Annotated in this window: 21 protein-coding genes; 9 read left to right on the top strand and 12 right to left on the bottom strand. The window is 61.1% G+C overall.

Going from position 1 to position 24,247, the window contains the following annotated elements; translation table 11 throughout:
- Positions 1 to 2 precede the first annotated feature (2 nt).
- The 7 genes from ACSPX5_RS28185 to mreB form a co-directional block, all read right to left on the bottom strand.
- On the bottom strand, positions 3 to 863 hold the full coding sequence (locus ACSPX5_RS28185) for a carbon-nitrogen hydrolase family protein (RefSeq protein WP_207865230.1): 861 nt from the start codon (positions 861 to 863) through the stop codon (positions 3 to 5).
- A gap of 58 nt (positions 864 to 921) precedes the next feature.
- A complete protein-coding gene (locus ACSPX5_RS28180; protein ID WP_439820685.1) occupies positions 922 to 4,725 on the bottom strand; it encodes a YhdP family protein in 3,804 nt (1,267 codons plus the stop codon).
- Between the two features lie 75 nt (positions 4,726 to 4,800).
- Complete coding sequence (rng, locus tag ACSPX5_RS28175; RefSeq protein ID WP_439820684.1) at positions 4,801 to 6,258, bottom strand: ribonuclease G; 1,458 nt, start codon at positions 6,256 to 6,258, stop codon at positions 4,801 to 4,803.
- Positions 6,259 to 6,316: 58 nt separating this feature from the next.
- Positions 6,317 to 6,913: a Maf family protein gene (locus ACSPX5_RS28170; RefSeq protein WP_169428858.1), complete on the bottom strand. Its 597-nt coding sequence runs from the start codon at positions 6,911 to 6,913 to the stop codon at positions 6,317 to 6,319.
- Between the two features lie 63 nt (positions 6,914 to 6,976).
- Complete coding sequence (gene mreD / locus ACSPX5_RS28165; RefSeq protein ID WP_065260837.1) at positions 6,977 to 7,468, bottom strand: rod shape-determining protein MreD; 492 nt, start codon at positions 7,466 to 7,468, stop codon at positions 6,977 to 6,979.
- On the bottom strand, positions 7,468 to 8,604 hold the full coding sequence (gene mreC / locus ACSPX5_RS28160; protein ID WP_169432593.1) for a rod shape-determining protein MreC: 1,137 nt from the start codon (positions 8,602 to 8,604) through the stop codon (positions 7,468 to 7,470). Before mreC ends, mreD begins: the two co-directional genes overlap by 1 nt.
- A gap of 141 nt (positions 8,605 to 8,745) precedes the next feature.
- The gene (mreB, locus tag ACSPX5_RS28155; protein WP_002555108.1) at positions 8,746 to 9,783 is read right to left on the bottom strand and encodes a rod shape-determining protein MreB; all 1,038 of its coding nucleotides are present in this window, start codon (positions 9,781 to 9,783) and stop codon (positions 8,746 to 8,748) included.
- Positions 9,784 to 9,994: 211 nt separating this feature from the next.
- On the opposite strand from mreB, the gene gatC reads away from it, so the two are divergent.
- The 6 genes from gatC to ACSPX5_RS28125 all read left to right on the top strand — a co-directional run bounded on the left by gatC (position 9,995) and on the right by ACSPX5_RS28125 (position 15,239).
- A complete protein-coding gene (gene gatC / locus ACSPX5_RS28150) occupies positions 9,995 to 10,282 on the top strand; it encodes an Asp-tRNA(Asn)/Glu-tRNA(Gln) amidotransferase subunit GatC (RefSeq protein ID WP_169428857.1) in 288 nt (95 codons plus the stop codon).
- Positions 10,283 to 10,298: 16 nt separating this feature from the next.
- Positions 10,299 to 11,750: an Asp-tRNA(Asn)/Glu-tRNA(Gln) amidotransferase subunit GatA gene (gene gatA / locus ACSPX5_RS28145; protein WP_169428856.1), complete on the top strand. Its 1,452-nt coding sequence runs from the start codon at positions 10,299 to 10,301 to the stop codon at positions 11,748 to 11,750.
- A gap of 10 nt (positions 11,751 to 11,760) precedes the next feature.
- The gene (gene gatB, locus ACSPX5_RS28140; protein ID WP_169428855.1) at positions 11,761 to 13,206 is read left to right on the top strand and encodes an Asp-tRNA(Asn)/Glu-tRNA(Gln) amidotransferase subunit GatB; all 1,446 of its coding nucleotides are present in this window, start codon (positions 11,761 to 11,763) and stop codon (positions 13,204 to 13,206) included.
- A gap of 173 nt (positions 13,207 to 13,379) precedes the next feature.
- A complete protein-coding gene (locus ACSPX5_RS28135) occupies positions 13,380 to 13,754 on the top strand; it encodes a septal ring lytic transglycosylase RlpA family protein (RefSeq protein ID WP_169428854.1) in 375 nt (124 codons plus the stop codon).
- Positions 13,755 to 13,800: 46 nt separating this feature from the next.
- A complete protein-coding gene (locus tag ACSPX5_RS28130; protein WP_207865223.1) occupies positions 13,801 to 14,862 on the top strand; it encodes a calcium/sodium antiporter in 1,062 nt (353 codons plus the stop codon).
- A complete protein-coding gene (locus ACSPX5_RS28125) occupies positions 14,859 to 15,239 on the top strand; it encodes a carboxymuconolactone decarboxylase family protein (RefSeq protein WP_169428852.1) in 381 nt (126 codons plus the stop codon). The genes ACSPX5_RS28130 and ACSPX5_RS28125 overlap by 4 nt, the downstream gene beginning before the upstream one ends.
- Before the next feature lie 117 nt (positions 15,240 to 15,356).
- Here the strand turns inward: ACSPX5_RS28125 and ACSPX5_RS28120 are convergent, their stop codons facing one another.
- The 5 genes from ACSPX5_RS28120 to kdgD all read right to left on the bottom strand — a co-directional run bounded on the left by ACSPX5_RS28120 (position 15,357) and on the right by kdgD (position 21,892).
- Positions 15,357 to 16,298, bottom strand: coding sequence for an AEC family transporter (locus tag ACSPX5_RS28120; RefSeq protein WP_169428851.1), 942 nt, complete (start codon positions 16,296 to 16,298; stop codon positions 15,357 to 15,359).
- Positions 16,299 to 16,396: 98 nt separating this feature from the next.
- Positions 16,397 to 17,950, bottom strand: a complete 1,554-nt coding sequence (gene garD, locus ACSPX5_RS28115; RefSeq protein WP_207865218.1) for a galactarate dehydratase — start codon at positions 17,948 to 17,950, stop codon at positions 16,397 to 16,399.
- Positions 17,951 to 17,961: 11 nt separating this feature from the next.
- On the bottom strand, positions 17,962 to 19,326 hold the full coding sequence (locus ACSPX5_RS28110; RefSeq protein WP_169428849.1) for an MFS transporter: 1,365 nt from the start codon (positions 19,324 to 19,326) through the stop codon (positions 17,962 to 17,964).
- Positions 19,327 to 19,479: 153 nt separating this feature from the next.
- Positions 19,480 to 20,919, bottom strand: a complete 1,440-nt coding sequence (locus ACSPX5_RS28105) for an aldehyde dehydrogenase family protein (RefSeq protein WP_007953623.1) — start codon at positions 20,917 to 20,919, stop codon at positions 19,480 to 19,482.
- 61 nt (positions 20,920 to 20,980) lie between these two features.
- A complete protein-coding gene (gene kdgD, locus ACSPX5_RS28100) occupies positions 20,981 to 21,892 on the bottom strand; it encodes a 5-dehydro-4-deoxyglucarate dehydratase (protein ID WP_007953624.1) in 912 nt (303 codons plus the stop codon).
- A 236-nt stretch (positions 21,893 to 22,128) separates the two neighbouring features.
- Here kdgD and ACSPX5_RS28095 point away from each other — a divergent pair, with 236 nt between their 5' ends.
- The 3 genes from ACSPX5_RS28095 (at position 22,129) to ACSPX5_RS28085 (ending at position 24,107) form a co-directional block, all read left to right on the top strand.
- Positions 22,129 to 23,427, top strand: coding sequence for a phospholipase (locus ACSPX5_RS28095; RefSeq protein WP_439820683.1), 1,299 nt, complete (start codon positions 22,129 to 22,131; stop codon positions 23,425 to 23,427).
- A gap of 11 nt (positions 23,428 to 23,438) precedes the next feature.
- Entirely contained in the window at positions 23,439 to 23,630 is a 192-nt protein-coding gene (locus ACSPX5_RS28090; protein WP_439820682.1) for a hypothetical protein, read from the top strand.
- A gap of 102 nt (positions 23,631 to 23,732) precedes the next feature.
- A complete protein-coding gene (locus tag ACSPX5_RS28085) occupies positions 23,733 to 24,107 on the top strand; it encodes a hypothetical protein (RefSeq protein ID WP_439820681.1) in 375 nt (124 codons plus the stop codon).
- The last annotated feature ends 140 nt before the right edge of the window (positions 24,108 to 24,247 follow it).

Genomic DNA, 24,247 nt, shown 5'->3' with positions numbered 1-24,247 from the left:
TTTTACGCCTTAAATTCGTGTTCTGAAGCAGGTCGCTGGGCGCCCTGCGAAAAAAACCGCCGATGATTCGTCACCGGCATGCGCGCCCGGATGGACGCCTGTTCGTCACTGTCACGCTCGGCCAGCAACACGGCTTCGCCTTGTTCCTGCTGCGCCAGCACGCGCCCCCACGGATCGACAATCGCCCCGTGGCCAAAGGTTTCCCGCGGCCCTGGATGTGTCCCGCCTTGAGCGGCCGCCAGCACATAGCACTGGGTTTCAATGGCCCGTGCGCGGATCAACACATCCCAGTGCGCCGCCCCTGTCACAGCGGTGAAAGCCGACGGCGCGGTAATCAGCTCAGCCCCGGCAGCCCGCAGCTCACTGTACAACTCCGGGAAACGCAGGTCGTAACACACCGTCAGGCCGAGCCGGCCGACCGGGGTATCCGCCACGACCACACCACTGCCGTAAGCATAGTCATCGGATTCGCGGTAACGGCCGCGATTGTCCGCCACGTCCACATCGAACAGGTGCAACTTGTCATAGCGGGCAACAAATTCGCCCTGATCGTCTACCAACAACGAGCAGGCATGGGACTTGGCTTCGGGCTGCCCCACGGGCGGCAACGGCAAGGTGCCGGCCACTATCCATAACTTGAGGTCGCGGGCGGTCTGTTTCAACCACGGCAGGATCGGGCCTTCACCGAGGGCTTCGGCGCGGCCGATATCGGCGATGTCGCGACGGCCCATGGCCGCGAAGTTTTCCGGCAGTACCGCCAGCTTCGCGCCAGCGTTGGCCGCTTGTTCGAGCAAACGTCGGGCATCGCGCAGATTGGCCAGCACATCGCTCTGGCTGACCATTTGAATCACCGCTAAAGACATGGCGCACTCCGCAAGAGGTATGCGGCCATGCTACTCCATCGGTTCAGGGGCTGGCTGTTCAAAAAGGCTTGTCGAAGGTGATTTTCGGCTCTTTCCACGGGCCTTTGACGGTGTATTTGACGCTGGCGAACCGCGCCACGCGGTCACCGATCAGCTTGTCGATCAGGAACAGCGCCCCACCGACCGCCGGTGCACCGACGATCAGCGCGGCGATCGGCAGGTTGTTGGTCACCGGCAAGGTCACCAACAATTTGGCGTCGACCTGATCGCCGACCAGATCCAGCGTGCCATTGAGTTCCAGATTGCTCGACGGCCCGGTGAGCTTGATCGGCTCCTGCGTCACGTAAACGCCATTGTTCGCTACCAGCAATCCCTTGACCCGGTCATAGCTCAAGCCTTTGCCGAACAGGTCGGAAAAGTCCAGACGCAACCGGCGACCGATGGAGTTGAAATTGAGCAGACCGAACACTCGCAACGCCTGGGCACCGCCCTCGACTTCGACGAACTGGCCCTTGTTCAGCGACGCATCGAGCGAGCCGGAGAAACGCTTGGTGGCCAGCCATGCCGGCGAACCCGGCCAACGTCCGTCGACATCCATGTGGAATTCTTCGCTGGTCACGCTTGGCGCAAAGCCCCAGCCCTTGAGCACATCGGCGAGGTTCTTGCCGCCGATCCGGCCCTTGTACCAACTGGTCGTGGCACCGGGCGTCCCTTCCCAGCCGCCGTTGCCCTGCAACAGGATGCCTTTGAGGCCCAGATCGAGATTGTTCAAGGCAATGCCTTTGGCGGTCGGTCGCACTTTCAGTGACCAGCCACCGACCAGATCCGGCCCCAGAAACAGCTGATTGACGGTGATGTCCAGCGCCGGGATTTTGGTTGGATCGACCGAGACTAACGGGTCCGGTGAATTTTCGTCGGCCTGGACCGATGGATCCGGCGCCGGCAGTCGCACGTATTGCAGATTGACGGCAATCGGCGCGCCCTTGGCATCGGGCAAGCTCGCCGTGCCTTTGGCTTGCTGACTGTCGAGCGCCAGGGCCCAGGCATCGGGCTTGCGGTTCAATTGCACCGCCGCCTGATCCAGTGTTGTGCCGAACGCCGTGAGCTTGCCGACCTTGAAGTCCGCACTGCTGAGCAATTGCTTGGCACTGCCGCCGGGATCCTGTCCGGCGTATTTTTCCAACAGATCCTGCCAGGGTTTGACGTCCAGCTCGGATAACACGCCGCGCACCCGCAAGCCTTTGTTGCCAGGCAGTACCGCCTCGCCGACACCGAGAAACAACTCGCCTCGACCATCGGCGAAACTGTTCGGTGGCGCCGCAAAGGTGAAGTTGGCCAATTGATCGTAGTTGACCCAGTAGCGCCGCTCCTGCCCTTGCAGCGTCATGCGGAACACCGTGTCACGCCCGGTGCTGGCGTTCAGGCCGAACGGAGCGGGCAGGTCCACCGCCACCCCTTTCAGATTGGAACTGACCATCAATTGACTGTCGGCACCGTCCAGATTCACTTGCAACTGATAAGGAATCGTCCCGGATACCGGCAACGGCTGAGTCACACTCAGCCAGTCCGTGAGTTTCTTGACCTCGACCTGCCCTGACGCCGCCACGCGAGTCTTGAGCTTGCCGGGGCCGCCATCGGCGAAAATCTGTGCGGTGACCGGTTTGTCGAAGGCCCGGGCACTGATGTTCTGGCCGCTCAGGCCCTTGGTGCTGTCAAAACGGAAATCGCCCTTGAGCTGGCTCAGCTCCAGCTTCGGCTCGGCCAGTTTCAATCGCGCATTGGCCGTTTTGAAGTCCACAAGAATTTTCGGCTGATCGCCCTTGGCCAAGGGTACATCCAGTTTGAGCTTGCCTTGCAGATCGCCATCGCCTTCCCAGCCAGCGAAAGTGTCGGCAGTGCCGATCGGCGCTTCCTGAAGAATCTTCAGGCCGTCGCCCAGGCCTCCGGCGAACCCGCCATCGAGGAACAGGTGGCTGTGCTCGCCGCTCGGCACATGGGGGATGTTGACGAAGACATCGTTGACCCGGGTGTCGAGCAACTGGCCTTCGCTGGCGACGATCCGTACCCCGCTGTCTTCGATGAACACGTCGCCGCTGACCTTGCTCACGTGCGGCCAGCCTGTCTGGAACGCCAGCTCGGCGTCGTGCACCTTGAAAAACAGGCTGATGCTGCGGTCCGCGTCTCCGGCCCCCTTGTTCAGCGAGCCCTGGTACTGGAAGAACCCCTGATCCACCGAGCCTTTGAGAATCGCCGTGCGCAGCCACTCGTCGAGGGCCGGGCTCAAGACTTCAGGCAGGTACTTGGCGGTGTAACGACCATCACCGTCCACCAGACCGACCCGCAGGTCCATGTAGTCTTCCTGGGTATGATCGAAATGCAGACGGATCAGGAAATCGCCGGCAATCTTGCCCTCTTCGCCGAGCACCTTCAGGTACGGCGCGATCAGGGTGAAACCTTCTTTGTCGAGCTTCCAGGTCAACCGGGCGTTGGCCTGAATGTATTGCCACGGCTTGGCGAAAATCGGATCGAGGTGCAGGACGAAATCCTTGCTGTCCATGCGCAGCTCGCCGCCACCGAGATTGCCGGTAAGGCTGCCGCTGACATTCCGTGCCGCCGGCGCGCCGTGGTAGGCGTCGAAGCCGACTTGATCGAGGTTGGCGGCGAAGCTGAATTTGCTGTCGTCGGTGGCATTCGGCCGGAAATCCAGCAGCACGTTACGCAGACCGCCGGTCACTTTCAGGCGCTCGACCACGGTGGCGAAGCCTTGGGGCAAAGGTCCGAGGGCATTGAGCAAAGGTGTGATCGGGGTCAGGTCGAGGCGGTCAGCCTGCAGATGCCAGAGTTCTTCGGTGTTGTCGGTGGCGGCGGTCTGTTTGATCTGGACATGGGATTCCCAGCGGGTTTCACCGACATTCATCGCCAGCGAATCAAGCGTGACAGTGGCCCCCTCGGGACCGCGCTGGAAGTAGCCGTTGAGCGCCAGATTGTGGATCTGGATCGGCTTGCGCTCAGCGTAGGCACCGGTCAATTGCGGCGCATTGAGACGGATCGCAGCGCTCTGCAACGTCCCCTCGCGCCAGTCGACCCAAAGCTCGCCACCGGCCTTGATCTCGGAGAAATTCCATTGCTGGGTTATGCGCTCGGGCAGCCATTTCGACCAGTCGCTCTGCGGCAGGCTGACATAACCTTCCACTTCGCTGTTCTGCCACTGACTCGGACGAATCCGCGTGCGCAGGCTCAGCGCCACGGGGTGTCCGTCGGGCAATGTCAGCCGAGCGTCGAGACGTTGCCGATTGGCACCTGTCTTGAGATTGAGTCCGACATAAGTGAGCGTCAGCGGCGCCTGGTCCAGCGGCAGCAAGGTCACCTGACTGTCGAGCACCGACAGTTGCTGGACCATTTGCATGCGATTGAACAGTTGCTCGGGATCCATCGGCTGATCCTGCTGCACCGGCAGGCCTTCCAGCGCCCAATGGCCATCCTCGCCTTCCTTGAGGCTGATCTTCAGGCCGTTGAGTTCAAGATGAGCGATGCGCACTTCACGGGCCAGCAGACTGGCCCACAGATCCGGCACCGCGCGCACCCGATCCAGGCGCAAGGCATTGGCGCCGTCGCCGACCATGACATCGTGAGCCAACAGGATCGGTGCAAATCCGCTCCAGTTGCCTTCAAGCTCTCCGATCTGCAACGGCATACCCAGAGCGGCGCTGGCCTTGTCTTCGATGTCGGCGCGATATTCGGCCACGAGCGGTGCGAGTTCCCGGCCGAGGCTGACGTACAACGCCATCAACACCAGAATCAACGCGCACAGGCCCAGACCCCAGCGGGTCAGTGCGGCCAGAATGCGTGTCAGACGTTCCATGTCAGTTGGCTCCCATGGCAAAAATGCTGCAAAAAGCTGAGGCCAGCCGTTTCAGGAAAAAGGTGACGCAGGGGATCAGAGCAGCACCACGTCATATTGTTCCTGGGAATACATGGTTTCCACCTGGAAGCGTATGGTGCGGCCGATAAACCCTTCAAGCTCGGCAACGTTGCCGGATTCTTCATCGAGCAAACGGTCGACGACTTTCTGGTTCGCCAGCACGCGGTAGCCCTCGGCCTGATAGGCCCGGGCTTCGCGCAGGATCTCGCGGAAGATCTCGTAACAGATGGTTTCCGGGGTTTTCAGCTTGCCCCGGCCCTGGCAACTGCTGCAAGGCTCACACAGTACCTGTTCGAGGCTTTCACGGGTGCGCTTGCGGGTCATCTGCACCAGACCGAGCTCGGTGATGCCGATGATGTTGGTCTTGGCGTGATCGCGCTCCAGCTGTTTTTCCAGGGTTCGCAGAACCTGGCGCTGGTGTTCTTCATCTTCCATGTCGATGAAGTCGATGATGATGATCCCGCCCAGATTGCGCAGGCGCATCTGCCGGGCAATCGCGGTGGCGGCTTCGAGGTTGGTCTTGAAGATGGTTTCTTCGAGGTTGCGATGTCCGACGAACGCCCCGGTATTCACGTCGATGGTGGTCATGGCTTCTGCCGGATCCACCACCAGATAACCGCCGGACTTCAGCGGCACCTTGCGCTCAAGGGCCTTCTGGATTTCGTCTTCGACGCCATACAGGTCGAAGATCGGCCGCTCGCCCGGGTAGTGTTCCAGACGATCGGCGATTTCCGGCATCAGTTCGGCGACGAACTGCGTGGTTTTCTGAAAGGTTTCCCGGGAGTCGATGCGGATCTTCTCGATCTTCGGGCTGACCAGATCCCGCAGGGTGCGCAGGGCCAGGCCGAGGTCTTCGTAGATCACAATCGGTGCGCCGACGGTCTTGATCTGCTCGTTGATCTGATCCCACAGGCGTCGCAGGTAGCGGATGTCCATCAGGATCTCATCGGCCCCGGCACCTTCGGCGGCGGTACGCAGGATGAAGCCGCCCGCCTCCTTGATCCCTTCCTTGGCCACACAATCGCTGACCACCTGCTTCAAGCGCTCGCGTTCGGCTTCGTCTTCGATCTTCAGGGAAATGCCAACATGGGCCGTGCGCGGCATGTACACCAGATAGCGCGAAGGAATCGACAGCTGAGTGGTCAGACGCGCCCCTTTGGAGCCGATCGGGTCCTTGGTCACCTGCACCACCAGGCTTTGGCCCTCATGCACCAGCGCGCTGATGCTTTCCACTGCCGGGCCTTCACGCAGGGAGATTTCCGAGGCGTGAATGAATGCCGCACGATCCAGGCCGATGTCGACAAATGCCGCCTGCATGCCCGGCAGTACCCGCACGACCTTGCCTTTATAGATGTTGCCGACGATCCCGCGTTTTTGCGTGCGCTCGACATGCACTTCTTGCAGCACACCGTTTTCGACCACCGCCACGCGCGATTCCATCGGCGTGATGTTGATCAGAATCTCTTCACTCATGGCAGGGTCTCGTTCAGGCATGTTCACAATGATGGCCGCATCTTGATCTGTTCGACGGTTACTGCGCACTCGGTTTTTGCCAACAGGGTATGCCGAAATGACCGAGCAGTTCTGCGCTTTCGCACACCGGCAAACCGACCACGGCCGAATAACTGCCGTTGAGACCGGCAACGAACACCGCGCCGAGCCCCTGAATGCCGTAACCGCCGGCCTTGTCCCGAGGTTCGCCACTGGCCCAGTAGGCCGCGGCTTCTTCACGGCTGATCGCCCGAAACCGTACCAGGCTGCGCACCACTTGAGACTCGCAACGGTCCCCGTCGAGCACGGAGATGGCGGTGAGCACTTCGTGTTCCTTGCCGGACAACATCATCAGCATGGCGCATGCGTCGGCTTCGTCCACCGGTTTGCCAAGAATTTTGCCGTCCAGCACCACTGCAGTGTCGGCGCCCAACACACAAAATGGCGTGTCGCAGACGACAGAGCGCCGCCCGGCCTCGGCCTTGCCACGCGCGAGGCGCTCGACATAGGCCGACGGGGATTCATTGGCAAGAGGAGTCTCATCGATATCCGCGCTGATGGCGGTAAACGGAACGCCGATCTGCGTGAGCAACTCACGCCGACGCGGCGATCCTGAGGCGAGATAAAGCGGCTTCATCCAAACATCTCCCTGTTGAGTGCCCTGCCTCATGGCACCGGTACGGGCCCATGCCTGACCGAATCAGTTGATTTTGTAGCGTCGGCGCAATCCGCGCAAAGCGAAGCTGACCCAGGGCCAGAGCAAGGCACTGACCAGCGCTGGCAGGACCAGCGCTAGGGTCGGCTGACGATTGCCAGTCAAGGCGCTGAGCCAGAGCTGTACAAGTTGAGCGAGGCCGAAGATCACCAGGATCACCAGGCTCTGCTGCCACATCGGGAACATCCGCAGGCGCTGTTGCAACGAGAGCACCAGGAATGTGATCAAGGTCAGGATCAAGGCGTTCTGCCCCAGCAACGTGCCATAAAGCACGTCCTCGGCCAGCCCCAGGCAGAAAGCCGTCACCATGCCGATCATCTGCGGCATGTACAGCGCCCAGAATGCGAGGAGCAACGCCAGCCACAGCGGGCGGAGGATTTCCATGAACTGCGGCAACGGCGACACACTGAGCAGCATGCCGATCAAAAAGGTCAGCCAGACGATCCAGCCGTTTCGGGAGGCTTTGACACCGACCATTATTCTCGTCCCCCGGTGGTGGCCGGTGCAGTGACCGGCGGTTTGGCGGCCGGCCGAGCGCTGGCAGGCTGAGCGGCCGGTGGCTTGCTGGCTGCTGCGGGCGGTTTGGCCGGCGTCGCTGGCGGCTTGCCTGCAGCAGGTTTGGCTGGCGTGGCGCTGGCGGGTGCTGCGGCAGGTGTGGCCGTCGTTGCTGCAGGCGTCGCAGTCTGGGTATTCACCGTTTTCGGCACGGTCGCCGGAACAACCGGCCCACCACCAAATGCATCAAGATTTTCCTGAGCCTGCGCCGCATCGTTGGCACGCTCTTCAGCCGTACGGTTGTCACTGAACACCAGCAGCAAGTAGCGGCTGCGGTTCAAGGCGGCAGTCGGTACGGCGCGGACAATGGCAAATGGCTGGCCGGAATCGTGGATCACTTCCTTGACCGTCGCCACCGGGTAGCCGGCCGGGAAGCGCTGACCCAGGCCGGAGCTGACCAGCAGATCGCCTTCCTTGACATCGGCGGTATCGGCCACATGGCGCAGTTCCAGACGTTCAGGGTTACCGGTGCCGCTGGCAATCGCGCGCAGACCGTTACGGTTCACCTGCACAGGAATACTGTGGGTCGAGTCGGTCAGCAGCAATACACGGGAGGTGTACGGCATCAGTTCGACCACCTGCCCCATCAGGCCACGTGCATCGAGCACCGGCTGACCGAGCACCACGCCGTCGCGCTCACCTTTATTGATGATGATGCGATGGGTGAAGGGGTTCGGGTCCATGCCGATCAGCTCGGCCACTTCGACCTTCTCGTTGACCAGCGCGGAGGAATTGAGCAACTCGCGCAGACGAACGTTCTGCTCGGTGAGGGCGGCAAGCTTCTGCATGCGCCCCTGCAACAGCAGGTTCTCGGTCTTGAGTTTTTCGTTTTCGGCGACAAGCTCGGTGCGGCTGCCGAACTGACTGGCGACACCTTCCCACAGCCTGCCGGGCAGATCTGTGATCCAGTAAGCGTCCATCAGCACCAGCGACATCTGGCTGCGGGCAGGCTTGAGCAGGCTGAAACGGGCATCGACCACCATCAGTGCGACCGACAGCACGGCCAGCACCAACAGGCGCACGCCCAGTGAGGGGCCCTTGGCGAAAAGCGGTTTAATAAGCCGCTCCTCCCAGGCAAATGTTCTGTTTATTCATACGGCATCAAACCGGCCTGGATGAAGACTGACAGAAGATAAACGCCAACAGGCAGCACTGCAAAGTGCTGCCTGTGCGCTCACCCACGTATTGCACCCGGCGACTTATTCGCTGGAGAGCAGGTCCATGGTGTGCTTGTCCATCATTTCCAGTGCACGGCCACCGCCGCGGGCAACACAGGTCAGCGGATCTTCGGCAACGATCACCGGCAGACCGGTTTCCTGGGCCAGCAGCTTGTCGAGGTCACGCAGCAGTGCGCCACCACCGGTCAGCACCAGGCCACGCTCGGCGATATCGGAAGCCAGTTCCGGCGGTGATTGCTCCAGGGCGCTTTTTACGGCCTGAACGATGGTGGCCAGGGACTCTTGCAGAGCTTCCAGCACTTCGTTGGAGTTCAGGGTGAATGCGCGTGGAACGCCTTCGGCCAGGTTGCGACCGCGAACGTCGACTTCGCGCACCTCGCCGCCCGGGTAGGCCGTGCCGATTTCCTGCTTGATGCGCTCGGCGGTGGATTCGCCGATCAGGCTGCCGTAGTTGCGGCGCACGTAGGTGATGATCGCTTCGTCGAAGCGGTCGCCGCCAACGCGGACGGATTCGGCATAGACCACACCGTTCAGGGAGATCAGTGCGATTTCGGTAGTACCGCCACCGATATCCACGACCATCGAACCGCGCGCTTCTTCAACCGGCAGGCCGGCACCGATCGCAGCAGCCATCGGCTCTTCGATCAGGAATACTTCACGGGCACCGGCGCCAAGGGCCGATTCACGGATGGCGCGACGCTCAACCTGGGTGGACTTGCATGGAACGCAGATCAGCACACGAGGGCTGGGCTGCAGAAAGCTGTTTTCGTGAACCTTGTTGATAAAGTATTGCAGCATCTTTTCGCAGACGCTGAAGTCGGCGATCACACCGTCCTTCATCGGACGAATGGCAGCAATGTTGCCCGGCGTACGGCCGAGCATGCGCTTGGCCTCGGTGCCGACAGCAACGACACTTTTCTGGTTACCGTGTGTCCGAATGGCCACAACCGATGGCTCATTCAGGACGATACCGCGCTCGCGCACGTAAATAAGGGTGTTGGCAGTGCCCAGGTCAATGGAAAGATCGCTGGAAAACATGCCACGCAGTTTCTTGAACATGGGAAAGGGACCCTAGGCAACGCGTGGGTAAAAAAGTGCGGCAAACTCTAACAACGACAGGGATTTTGGGCAAGGCGCCAATATGTTAAATTGGCCGCTTTTCTGTGCACCAAGCCCCACAATCGCGGCCTTATGACCGTAGAAGTGCGGTAGTGTTCCGACAATCTAACACACGGACGCCGTCCGTCCTGTTTTCCACTGGAGAAACCCGATGGCGCTAGAACGCTCCGACGTGGAAAAAATCGCTCATCTGGCCAGCCTTGGCCTCAATGACGCCGATCTTCCACAAATCACTTCGGCCCTCAATAGCATTCTCGGGCTGGTCGACGAAATGCAGGCGGTCAATACCGACGGTATCGAGCCGCTGGCCCACCCGCTGGAAGCCAGTCAGCGCCTGCGCGCCGACGTCGTGACCGAAAGCAATCACCGCGAGGCTTATCAGTCCATCGCACCAGCGGTCGAAAACGGCCTGTACCTGGTTCCGAAAGTCATCGACTAAAGGGAAAGAGCCTGCAATGCATCAAATGACTCTGGCCGAGATCGCCCGCGGTCTCGCCGATAAAAAGTTTTCTTCCGAAGAACTGACCAAGGTCCTGCTGGCGCGCATTACCCAGCTCGACCCGCAGATCAACAGTTTCATCAGCCTCACCGAAGAGCTGGCCCTCGAGCAGGCGAAAGCCGCCGACGTGCGCCGGGCCAACGGTGAGAGCGGCGCCCTGCTCGGCGCGCCGATCGCCCACAAGGACCTGTTCTGCACCCAGGGCATTCGCACCAGCTGCGGCTCGAAGATGCTCGACAACTTCAAGGCTCCGTACGACGCCACCGTGGTGTCGAAGCTGGCCGCCGCGGGCACCGTGACCCTGGGCAAGACCAACATGGACGAATTCGCCATGGGCTCGGCCAACGAGTCGAGCTGGTACGGTGCGGTGAAAAACCCGTGGAACCTGGAACACGTGCCGGGCGGTTCGTCCGGTGGTTCGGCGGCGGCAGTTGCCGCTCGTCTGTTGCCAGCCGCCACGGCCACCGACACCGGCGGCTCGATCCGTCAACCGGCCGCGTTCACCAACCTCACCGGCCTGAAACCGACCTACGGTCGTGTTTCGCGCTGGGGCATGATCGCTTACGCCTCAAGCCTCGATCAGGGCGGCCCACTGGCTCGCACCGCCGAAGACTGCGCGATTTTGTTGCAAGGTATGGCCGGCTTCGATCCGAACGACTCCACCAGCATCGATGAGCCAGTGCCGGACTACGCCGCCGGTCTGAATGGCTCGCTTCAAGGCCTGCGCATCGGCGTGCCGAAGGAATACTTCGGTGCCGGTCTCGACCCGCGCATCGCCGACCTGATCCAGAACAGCATCAAAGAGCTGCAGAAACTCGGTGCCGTGATCAAGGACATCAGCCTGCCGAACATGCAGCACGCGATTCCTGCGTACTACGTGATCGCCCCGGCGGAAGCTTCTTCCAACCTGTCGCGTTTCGACGGCGTGCGCTTCGGCCACCGCTGCGCAGACCCGAAGAACCTGGAAGATCTGTACAAGCGCTCCCGTGGCGAAGGCTTCGGGCCTGAAGTACAGCGCCGGATCATGGTCGGTGCCTACGCGCTGTCCGCCGGTTACTACGACGCCTACTACCTGAAAGCGCAGAAGATCCGTCGCCTGGTGAAAAACGACTTCATGACAGCATTTAATGAAGTCGACATCATCCTCGGCCCGACCACGCCGAACCCGGCCTGGAAACTCGGCGCCAAGAACAGCGACCCGGTCGCTGCCTACCTGGAAGACGTCTACACCATCACCGCCAACCTCGCGGGCCTGCCGGGCCTGTCGATGCCGGCCGGTTTCGTCGACGGCCTGCCGGTCGGCGTGCAACTGCTCGCTCCGTATTTCCAGGAAGGCCGTTTGCTCAACGTTGCGCACCAGTATCAGTTGAACACTGACTGGCACACCCGCACCCCAACCGGCTTCTGAGGAGACACACATGCAATGGGAAGTCGTGATCGGGCTGGAGATTCACACCCAGCTCACCACCCGGTCGAAAATCTTTTCCGGTAGTTCCACCCAGTTCGGTTCCGAGCCGAACACCCAGGCCAGTCTGATCGACCTGGGCATGCCCGGCGTGTTGCCGGTGCTGAACCAGGAAGCGGTGCGCATGGCAGTGATGTTCGGTCTGGCGATTGACGCCGAGATCGGTCAGCACAACGTGTTCGCCCGCAAGAACTACTTCTACCCGGACCTGCCGAAGGGCTACCAGATCAGCCAGATGGAATTGCCGATTGTCGGCAAGGGCCACCTGGACATCGCTCTCGAAGACGGCACGGTCAAACGCGTCGGCATCACCCGCGCGCACCTGGAAGAAGACGCCGGCAAGAGCCTGCACGAAGAATTCAGCGGTGCCACCGGCATCGACCTGAACCGCGCCGGCACGCCGCTGCTGGAAATCGTGTCCGAACCGGACATGCGCAGCGCCAAGGAAGCCGTGGCCTACGTCAAGGCGATCCACGCGCTGGTGCGTTACCTGGGCATCTGCGACGGCAACATGGCCGAAGGCTCGCTGCGTTGCGACTGCAACGTGTCGGTGCGTCCGAAAGGTCAGGTCGAGTTCGGCACTCGCTGCGAGATCAAGAACGTCAACTCGTTCCGTTTCATCGAGAAGGCGATCAACTCCGAGATCCAGCGTCAGATCGACTTGATCGAAGACGGCGGCAAAGTGATCCAGCAGACCCGTCTGTACGATCCGAACAAGGACGAGACCCGTCCGATGCGCAGCAAGGAAGAAGCCAACGACTACCGTTACTTCCCCGATCCGGACCTGCTGCCGGTGGTCATCGAGGATTCGTTCCTCAATGACGTGCGCGCCACCCTGCCGGAGCTGCCACCGCAGAAACGCGAGCGCTTCCAGAGTGCCTTCGGTCTGTCGGCCTACGACGCCAACGTGCTGGCCACCAGCCGTGAACAGGCAGACTACTTCGAAAAAGTCGCAAGCATCGGCGGCGACGCCAAACTGGCGGCGAACTGGGTGATGGTCGAGTTGGGCAGCCTGCTCAACAAGCAGAACCTGGATATCGAGAATTCGCCGGTTTCGGCCGAGCAGTTGGGCGGCATGCTGTTGCGCATCAAGGACAACACCATCTCCGGCAAGATTGCCAAAGTGGTGTTCGAAGCGATGGCCAACGGCGAAGGCAGTGCGGACGAGATCATCGAGAAACGCGGCCTGAAGCAGGTGACCGACACCGGCGCGATCTCGGCGGTGCTGGACGAAATGCTCGCGGCCAACGCCGAGCAGGTCGAGCAATACCGTGCGGCAGACGAAGCCAAGCGCGGCAAGATGTTCGGTTTCTTCGTCGGTCAGGCCATGAAAGCCTCCAAGGGCAAGGCCAACCCGCAGCAAGTGAACGAACTGCTCAAAAGCAAGCTCGAAGGCTGATGTAAATGGAGCCAGCCTGCAAATCTGGCTCTACTCCCTGTGGGAGTGGCGGTTCGGCGCTTGCTCGCGAAAGCGGCATAACAGTCAGCAGATATGTTGAATGTGAGCCCCCCTTCGCGAGCAAGTCGGAGCGCCGAACCGCCGCTCCCACATTTGTTTTCGGGACCTCTTGAATGAAGCGTCTGTTCAGCCTTTGCGCCCTGCTCTCCCTGTTGGCCGGTTGCGCCAGCACCGATGTCATCGACCCGCACGGTTACGACCAGACCGGCGTCGCCTCCTATTACGGTGCCAAACACCACGGTAAACGCACCGCCAGCGGCGAAGCGTTCAACCAGAATTCCCTGACCGCCGCCCATCGCCAGTTGCCGTTCGGCACGCGGGTGAAGGTCACCAACCTGAAAAACGACAAATCCTGCGTGGTGCGTATCAACGACCGCGGGCCGCACACCCGTGGGCGCATCATCGATGTTTCACGGGAAGCCGCCGAACGCCTCGGCATGATTGGCAGCGGCACGGCGCGGGTTCGCGTGCAGGCCCTCGACGACTGACGGAGCGTCCACCATTTTTGGACTGACCGATTTACCGCTGATCAAAGTGATTGAGCTGCTCTGCGGATTGTTCCTGCTGATCGCCGGTGCCGAACTGATGGTACGCGCCGCCGTGCGCCTGGCCGCGCGGCTGCATGTACGGCCGCTGATCATCGGTCTGACCATCGTCGCCCTCGGCAGCAGCGCCCCGCAAATGGCGGTCAGTCTGCAGGCAACCCTGACGCACAACCCCGACATCGCGGTCGGCAGCGTGATCGGCAGCAGCATTTTCAACATCCTCGTAACCCTCGGCCTGTCGGCGCTGATCATTCCATTGCGCGTCTCACGGCAACTGGTACGCCTCGACATCCCGTTGATGATCGGCGCCAGCCTGCTGGTGTTCGTGCTGGCCTGGAACGAAGAGATCGGCCGATTCGACGGCATCCTGCTGCTGGCGGCCCTGGGGTTGTACCTCGGTTTGCTGTTGCGCCAGTCGCGCCACTCGGCCCGGCCACATTCCGGTCATCCTCAAACTCAACCAGCGCCTTGGTTCACCAGCCTGCTGATGATCGTCGCCGGGTTGGCCATGCTGGTATTCGCCGGACATCTGCTGCTGGGCGCCGCTGTCGCAGTGGCCACGGATCTGGGCTTTTCCGAGCGAGTCATCGGCCTGACGGTGGTCGCGGTCGGTACCTCGCTGCCTGAACTCGCCACCTCACTGATCGCCGCCCTGCGCGGGCAGCGCGACATTGCCGTGGGCAACGTGATCGGCGCCAACCTGTTCAACCTGCTCGGTGTGCTCGGCGTTACCGCGTTGATCGCGCCAACGCCCCTGTCAGTGTCGCCGAACGCGCTGGGTTTCGACCTGCCGGTGATGCTGGGCGTGGCCACGCTGTGCCTGCCGGTGTTCTACTCCGGCTATCGCGTGACCCGCGCCGAAGGCCTGTTGCTGCTCGGCTTGTACCTGGCGTACGGGCTGCACGTGGTGTCGTTCACCACCGGCATGCCACTGGCCGGCAAGCTTGAACGGTTGATGCTGTTTTATGTGCTGCCGACACTGCTGACGTTTCTGTTTTTCACGTCCGTACGCGCCTGGCGCCGCCAACACCACAAGAGGGATGTGCCATGACCGAATCGAAGAAATCCGGGGTTGAAGTCCGCCGTCAGGTAATGGGCGACGCGTTTGTCGACCGCGCACTGGGCAATGCCACCGAGTTCACCCAACCCTTGCAGGATTTCGTCAACGAACACGCCTGGGGCGGTGTGTGGAATCGCGAAGGTTTGCCGCTGAAGACCCGCAGCCTGATTACCCTCGCCGCGCTGACCGCGTTGAAGTGCCCTCAAGAGTTGAAGGGCCACGTGCGCGGCGCGCTGAACAACGGTTGCACGGTCGACGAGATCCGTGAGGCGCTGCTGCATTGCGCGGTGTACGCCGGAGTGCCGGCGGCAATCGATGCGTTTCGGGCGGCGCAGGAAGTGATCGACACCTATCAGAAAGCTGAGTGACAGATCGACCCCTTCGCGAGCAAGCCCGCTCCCGCAGGGGATTTGTGATCGCCACAGATCCAATGTGGGAGTGGGCTTGCTCGCGAAGAGGCCCGAAAGTTCAAACCCGGTCTCAGGCTAGATCCATCCGCCCCATTGCAACAGAAAGATCCCGACGTTGGTGGTCACTGCCGCCATCAACGTGGTCAACACAATGATCGCCGCCGCCAGTTCATGGTTACCCTGGGCCGCCCGGGCCATGACAAAACTGGCGGCCGCCGTCGGGCTGCCGAAGTACAGAAACAGAATCCCCAGCTCCGCCCCGCGAAAGCCCCACAGCCAAGCACCTAGCGTGGCGAACACCGGCAGACCGATCATCTTCACCAGACTCGAGCTGAGTGCCAGGCTGCCGCTTTTGCGCAGCGCCGCCAGCGACAGCGTGCCACCGATGCAGATCAATGCCAGCGGCAGCGTGGTCTGCGCCAGGTACTGGCCGGACGTTTCCAGCCATCCCGGCAGACCGATCTTGAACCAGGCAAACGGCGCCGCCGCGATCACGCTGATAATCAGCGGGTTGCTGAACACGCTTTTGCAAATGCTCCACGGGTCGGACTTGATCACCGGGCTGTAGACCGCCAGCACGATAGTCGACAGGGTGTTGTAGAAGAGGATCACCAGCGCCGCGAGAATAGCCCCGAGGGAAATCCCGTAGTCGCCATACATGCTCGCCGCCAGCGCCAGCCCGATGACCCCGTTGTTGCCGCGAAACGCGCCCTGGGTGTAGATGCCGCGATCTTCCCGCGGGCAGCGGAGAATCGCCCAGCCCCAGGCCAGGGCAAAACTGGCCAGCGTGGCGAGGGCGAAGTAGATCAGCAGCGCCGGTTGCAGCGCGGCGTGCAGGTCGGCATGCAGGATGCCGAGAAACAGCAGCGCCGGCATGCTGACGTTGAATACCAGTGAAGAGGCTGTGTGGATGAAGTTGTCGTTGATCCAGTCAATGCGCTTGAGCAACACCCCCAGAAACAGCATGGCAAACACCGGCGCGGTGATGTTCAGGGTTTCGAGGAAGATTGCCAGCATGCCGGGGGAGCCTTGGAGGTGAGCGTCGTCAGGGGGCTAATGATAAGCCACTTTCACCCCGTTCGTTCCCACGCCATGCGTGGGAACGAACAACAGACTCAGGTGATCGGCGCCGGATTGAACAACGTAATGTCGTTGTGCAGCTTGTGCTTCTCCGCCCACGTCTGCTGCTTGCCGCTCGCCACATCCAGGTAGTAGTGGAACAACTCCCAGCCCAATTCCTCGATGCTCGCCCGTCCGGTAGCAATCCGCCCGGCATCGATGTCGATCAGATCCGGCCAGCGCTGCGCCAGCTCGGTACGGGTCGACACCTTGACCACCGGCGCCATGGCCAGACCATAAGGCGTACCACGCCCGGTAGTGAACACGTGCAGGTTCATCCCCGCCGCCAGTTGCAACGTACCGCAGACAAAATCACTCGCCGGCGTCGCACAGAAGATCAAACCCTTCTGCTTGAACCGCTCCCCGGGGCCAAGCACACCGCTGATGGCACTACTGCCGGATTTGACGATCGAGCCCAACGACTTCTCGACAATGTTCGACAACCCGCCCTTCTTGTTGCCCGGCGTGGTGTTGGCGCTGCGATCCGCCTCGCCCTTGGCCAGGTAACGGTCGTACCAGTCCATCTCACGTACCAGCTCTTCGGCAACGGTTTTGGTCTGCGCCCGTGAGGTCAGCAGGTAAATTGCGTCACGCACTTCAGTGACTTCGGAAAACATCACCGTCGCCCCTGCCCGCAGCAGCAAGTCAGAGGCATAACCGAGCGCCGGGTTGGCGGTGATCCCGGAAAACGCATCGCTGCCGCCGCACTGCATGCCGAGGATCAGCTCGGACGCCGGCACGGTTTCCCGACGGCGCAGGTCGAGCTTCTTCAGGCGGGTTTCGGCCAGTGCCATGATCTGCTCGATCATCTCGGTAAAACCGTGACTGGAATCCTGCAAGCGATACAGCCATGGCTCGCTCAAGTCGACCGATGCATCGTCCTCGTGCATCACCTGCCCGGCCTGCAATTTCTCGCAGCCCAGGCTGATCACCAGCGCCTCGCCACCGAGGTTCGGGTTGCGCGCCAGATTGCGCACGGTGCGGATCGGGATGTAGGCGTCGGTGGCCGTAATGGCCACGCCGCAACCGTAACTGTGGGTCAGCGCCACCACATCATCGACGTGGGGGTACTTCGGCAACAGTTCATCCTTGATGCGTTTTACCGCGTGATCCAGCACCCCGGTGACGCATTGCACGGTGGTGGTGATCCCGAGGATGTTACGCGTGCCGACGGTGCCGTCGGCGTTGCGATAACCCTCGAACGTGAAACCCTCCAGCGGCGCCTGGGCGGCCGGCACATCGGTGGACAGCGGCAGGCTGTCCAGCGGTGGCGCGGTCGGCATGCGCAGTTGATCTTCCTTGACCCAACTGCCACGGGGAATCGGCTGCAAGGCGTAGCCAATGATCTGGCCGTAGCGAATCACCGTGCCACCCTCGGGGATGTCCACGAGGCTGACCTTGTGACTCTGCGGCACGAAATCCACCGTCACCAGGCCATCGGTGAATGCGGTGCCGGCCGGCACGCCCTGGTCATTGACCACAACCACTACGTTGTCCCGCTCGTGCAGGCGGATGTAGCGCGGCGAGTCGGAATGTTCAATCAACTGCATGGCGCCGCTCCTCAGGAATGCGCTTGAGACAATTTACCGGTGGCTTCGGAACCGCCGTTGGTTGGCGGTTCTTTCAGGACCACACGCTTGATCGGGCCGACGATCACCAGGTAGCTGAACACCGCCACCAGCGCATTGGCGCCAACGAACACCAGCGCCCATTTGAACGAGCCGGTGGAGCTGATGATGTAGCCGATGACGATTGGCGTGGTGATCGAGGCGATATTGCCGAAGGTGTTGAACAGGCCGCCACTGAGACCGGCAATCTGTTTCGGCGAGGTGTCGGACACCACCGCCCAGCCCAGCGCGCCCACGCCTTTGCCGAAGAAGGCCAGGGCCATGAAGCCCACCACCATCCATTCAACGTCGACATAGTTGCAGGCCACGATGCTGCTCGAAACCAGCAGGCCGGCAATGATCGGCGCCTTGCGAGCGAAGGTCAGCGAATGGCCCTTGCGCAGCAGGTAATCGGAAATCACCCCGCCGAGGACGCCGCCGATAAAGCCGCAGATCGCCGGCAATGACGCAATGAAACCGGCCTTGAGGATGGTCATGCCGCGCTCCTGCACCAGGTACACCGGGAACCAGGTCAGGAAGAAATAGGTGATGCCGTTGATGCAATACTGGCCCAGATACACGCCGAGCATCATGCGGTTGGTCAGCAGTTGGCGAATGTAATCCCACTTCGGGCCGTCAGCCTTTTTGCCTTGCTTCTGGTCCATGTCGACCATACCGCCGTTGTCGGCGATGAACTTCACTTCCGCTTCGTTGGCCATCGGGTGCTGGCGCGGGCTGTGGATAACCTTCAGCCAGATCAGCGAGAACAGGATGCCGAACACGCCCATGACAATGAACACGTGTTCCCAGCCAAAGGCATAGACGATCCAGCCCATCAGCGGAGCGAACAGCACGGTGGCAAAGTATTGCGCCGAGTTGAAAATCGCCGAAGCGGTACCGCGTTCGGCAGTCGGGAACCAGGCCGCCACAATGCGTGCGTTGCCGGGGAACGATGGCGCCTCGGCCAGACCGACCAGAAAGCGCAGCATGAACAGCGCGACGATGGCCGTGGACATGCCGAACTCACCGACGAAGCCTTGCAGCACGGTGAACAGCGACCAGGTGAAGATGCTCAGGGCATAGACTTTTTTCGAGCCGAAGCGATCGAGCAGCCAGCCGCCGGGAATTTGCCCGGCCACGTAGGCCCAACCGAATGCAGAGAAGATGTAGCCGAGGGTGACCGCGTCGATGCCGAGGTCTTTTTGCAAACTGGAACCGGCGATCGCGATAGTAGCGCGGTCGGCGTAGTTGATCGTGGTCACCAGAAACAGCATGAGCAAGATCAAATAGCGGACGTGAGTCGGCTTGGACGATTGCATGTAGATGTACTCCCACTGATTATTTTTATGCGCGGGTGGATCTTCTTTGGTCTTTGTGGGAGCTGGCTTGCCAGCGATGGCATCACTGCGGTGTGACTGAAAACCGAGGTGATAGCATCGCTGGCAAGCCAGCTCCCACAGGTATTGCGTGGATCAGGAACCGATGTAGCTGGTCTTTACGACCGTGTAGAACTCTTGCGCATAGCGGCCTTGCTCACGTGAGCCATAGGATGAACCCTTACGGCCCCCGAACGGAACGTGGTAATCGACGCCGGCGGTCGGCAGGTTGACCATCACCATCCCGGCCTGGGAATGACGCTTGAAGTGGTTGGCGTACTTCAGCGATGTGGTGGCGATGCCCGCCGACAGACCGAATTCGGTGTCGTTGGCCATGGCCAGTGCAGCCTCGTAATCGGCCACGCGAACGATGTTGGCCACCGGGCCGAAGATCTCTTCGCGGCTGATGCGCATCGATGCTTCGCTGTCGGCAAACAGGGTCGGCGCAAGGAAGTAACCCTCGGTGTCGCAGGTCACCAGACCGCCGCCGCTGACTACGCGCGCACCTTCGGACTGACCGATGTCGATGTACTTCAGGTCTTGTTCAAGCTGTGCTTGCGAAACCACCGGACCGATGTCGGTGCCGGCCTTCAGCGCGTGACCGACCTTGATCGACTTCATGCGCTCGGCCATGGCTTCGACGAACTTGTCGTGAATCCCGGCGGTGACGATCAGTCGGCTCGATGCCGTGCAACGCTGGCCGGTGGAGTAGAACGCGCTCTGCACCGACAGCTCGACCGCCTGCTTGAGGTCGGCGTCGTCGAGAATGATCTGCGGATTCTTGCCGCCCATCTCCAACTGAACCTTGGCCTGGCGCGACACGCAATTGACCGCGATCTGACGGCCCACACCGACGGAACCGGTAAAGCTGATGCCGTCGACTTTCGGACTGTTGACCAGCGCTTCACCGACCACACGACCGCTGCCCATCACCAGGTTGAACACGCCGGCCGGGAAGCCTGCGCGGGAGATGATTTCGGCCAGCGCCCAGGCGCAACCCGGCACCAGATCCGCCGGTTTCAACACCACGCAGTTGCCGTAGGCCAGGGCCGGGGCGATTTTCCACGACGGAATCGCAATCGGGAAATTCCACGGGGTGATCAGGCCGACCACGCCGAGGGCTTCGCGGGTGACTTCGACGTTGACGCCCGGACGCACCGACGGCACGTAGTCGCCGGACAGACGCAGGCACTCGCCAGCGAAGAACTTGAAGATGTTGCCGGCGCGGGTCACTTCGCCGATGGCTTCGGGCAGGGTCTTGCCCTCTTCCCGGGCCAGCAGGGTACCGAGCTCTTCGCGGCGGGCGAGGATTTCGGTGCCGACTTTATCGAGCGAGTCGTGGCGGGCCTGAATGCCCGAAGTCGACCACGCCGGGAACGCGGCGCGAGCGGCGTCGATGGCGGCGTTGACCTGAGCCAGGTCAGCCTTGGCGTAATCGCCGATGGTGTCGCTCAGCTCGGACGGGTTGATGTTGACCGAGTAATCGTTGCCGGCGACCCATTCACCGTTGATGTAGTTGTCATAGCGCTTGGTCACGAATCATTCTCCTGATGCAAAAGGCCGCTGATTGCTCAGCGGCCTCGTTTATAGAGTTGGGTTACTGCGCACCTTGCTTGTCGATCAACGCGGCGAGCATCTCGTACTCTTCGCGGGTCAGGTCGGTCAGCGGCGCCCGCACCGGGCCTGCGTCATAGCCGGCGATTTTGGCGCCGGCCTTGACGATGCTCACGGCGTAACCGGCCTTGCGGTTGCGGATGTCCAGGTACGGCAGGAAGAAGTCGTCGATGATCTTGCCGACAGTGGCGTGATCTTCGCGGGCAATCGCGTGGTAGAAGTCCATCGCGGTTTTCGGGATGAAGTTGAACACCGCCGACGAGTAGACCGGCACGCCCAGGGCCTTGTAGGCCGCGGCGTAGACTTCGGCGGTCGGCAGACCACCGAGGTAGCTGAAGCGATCGCCGAGGCGACGACGGATCGACACCATCAGTTCGATATCGCCCAGACCGTCCTTGTAACCGATCAGGTTCGGGCAGCGCTCGGCCAGGCGTTCCAGCAGCGGCGCGGTCAGGCGGCAGACGTTGCGGTTGTAGACCACCACACCGATGTTGACCGATTTGCACACCGCTTCAACGTGGGCCGCTACGCCGTCCTGGCTGGCTTCGGTCAGGTAGTGCGGCAGCAACAGCAGGCCTTTGGCGCCCAGACGCTCGGCTTCCTGTGCGTATTCGATGGCCTGGCGGGTCGAACCACCGACACCGGCGAGGATTGGCACGCTGCTGGCGCAGGTGTCGACGGCAGTCTTGATGATTTCCGAGTATTCGCTGGCAGCCAGGGAGAAGAACTCACCGGTGCCACCGGCGGCGAACAGGGCTGAAGCACCGTACGGGGCCAGCCATTCCAGGCGTTTGATGTAGCCAGCGCGATTGAAATCGCCCTGAGCATTGAAATCGGTCACCGGGAACGAGAGCAGGCCGGCGGAGAGGATGGACTTCAGTTCTTGTGGATTCATTATTCGAACACCCTGGTAACAACGTTTTTTGTGAGTGGACCGTTCAGCCTTCGCCGAAGTTGTAGGTCATCGTACAACTTAAAAGATAACCGTCAACTGCATTTCATCGCTGGGGGGCATTTTTTTGTCGGACAAGATTTCTTTTTGACGTAGGAGATTTCTCGACTAGGCTCGATTTAACTGTATATGCATACAGTCAAATAAAACCCTGCCGACGACATATCAAGGAGAAAGAAATGTCCGGTCTTCAAACCACATGCGTTGAAAAAACCACACCGGTCATCGCCCGTTTCGATGATCTTTTTGCCCCCGGCGGCATCGCATTCAGTGCTGATAACCCACACCTGTTACTGCACATCGCCGACTCCCACGGTGATGTCGAACCCGCCCTCGCCCTGCCCGGCAAAGCCATGAAAGGCAAACCGCCGCTGCGCTTTGAAGGCGCGGAACACACGGCTGTCGGCGATAACACCCGGCTGCGCTTCGTTGAAGGTGCCGAGCCAGTGCTCGCGCAAAACGTGCCTTTGCATTTGCCGAACGGGTTAGCGCTGACCTACGGCCAGGTGCTGGCGCTGGGCGGTGACTTCTACGGAATCGTCGACCGGCCGATCAACGAAGGATCGACCCCGGCTGATCGTCTTCAGCGCTTCACGGCGGCCTTCGACAGCCTCGCCGCGTTGCCCGCTTCAAAGGCCGAAGCGACACAGGTTCTCGCGATCATGCAAAAGGAGATCGACGCGGTTAAACAGGCGGTCAAGGAGGGCAAACAACCCCACGAGGCTTATGACGCTTTAGGAGATACGTTGTCGGAAGAGTGGAACAAGATCACTGGCGGCGGCAGTTTTGTCTCGGCGCTGTTCCCGCTCGGTCGCTATCTGAAACTGGCGGCGAACAACGCCGACCACTTCGGCGAATGGGCTCGCCTGGCCTACATCGCCGGCCACACTGCCGCCCTGCAAACCGCCGTAGCCGCCCGCGCCAGTCAGGACGAACTGCAACTGCAGCGGGCCTACGCGATGAACGCATTTGCCGACCACTACCTCACCGACCTGTTCTCCTCCGGGCATTTGCGGGTGCCACGCAAAGCCATGGCAGCCGCCGTGACGCCGAGTGATCTGGGCTCGCTCATCACCCGCTTCATGCACGACGAAGACAGCAAGTTCGGGCTCAAGGTGCGCAATGGACATGGCGAGCAATGGCGGGCATTCGGTGACAAGCGCTACTTCGATGCCACGGACGCCGACAACCGAAATCAGGTGAATCAGGCAGTGCAGGATTCGGCGGACGAGGTGTATGCCGCGTATTCCAGCGGCAACGTGCCGACCACTTTCAACGCGCTGCAAAGGCTGCCGGATCTGACTTTCGTGCTGGATCCGGCCAACAACTTCTCGCCCCTGTTCCGCGTTCAGGACAACAAAGTCCTGCGGCGCAAGGACGTCAACAACCTCAACGATACCGCCACCGTCGACGACTGGTGGGGCTGGAGCACTTACCTGCTGCTCAAGGACTATCACCCGACCGGCAACACGAATTAAGGAGCGATTCGATGACCCTCAAATTGAAACTGGAACTGGCCTCGGGCCAATCGATGAAAGGTGCGCCGCTGCAATTGCTGCGCGACGGCGTGGCTATCGCCCGGGCGTCGGTGGATGCCCGGGGGCAGGCGACGTTCGACATCACGCCTGGCCCGGGCAAACTGGCGGTCAGGGTGGATCGTTCGATTCTGCCCCAGAGCTGAAATGCCCGGACAAGATTGCCCCGGCGCGCCTCACCGATTCGCCGGGTAAAGTGCGACGACTGCCGCGAAGGATCGCGGCAGATCTTTCAAGGAGAACGAACCATGACGTTTGCCGCTGCACACCTTCCGCAATTCCCCGATCACGCCAGCGACTCGATCATCCTGCGGTTGTCGACTCTGGATGACGATTTGATCGTTCAGGTACCCGATGGCCAGAGCACCCCGCCGAACTGGGATGTGTACCCGATCCTCGGCGAGGACCCGGAAGAGCCTGAATGGCAGGGTCTGTCGGAGCCGACCGGTGTCTGGGATGACGGATTGGATGACATGGTCGGCCTGACCGGAATCGAGTTGAGCATCCCGAGATTCGAGCTGGAAAAGTACCTGAACAGCACCGTTGAGCTGCGCTACAAGTTTGCCGATGAATCCAGTCTGGAGCCTTGCTCGGAACCACTGCTTCTGCACATCGAAAGCTGAATCACCATCAACCACTCGTCGAAACTGTTATTTCTTACAGGTGCGGCCACCGACCAATCCAGCCCTAATACTCTTGGCGTCATCACCCGACGCCAACGGCCAAGAGCCGGAACATACACTTTTCGATTGCAATGACAAAA

This window comes from Pseudomonas sp. HLG18, assembly GCF_051903985.1.
In the GTDB taxonomy this organism is placed as follows: Bacteria; Pseudomonadota; Gammaproteobacteria; order Pseudomonadales; family Pseudomonadaceae; genus Aquipseudomonas; species Aquipseudomonas fluorescens_BT.
This window is presented reverse-complemented; position numbering and strand designations above follow the sequence as displayed.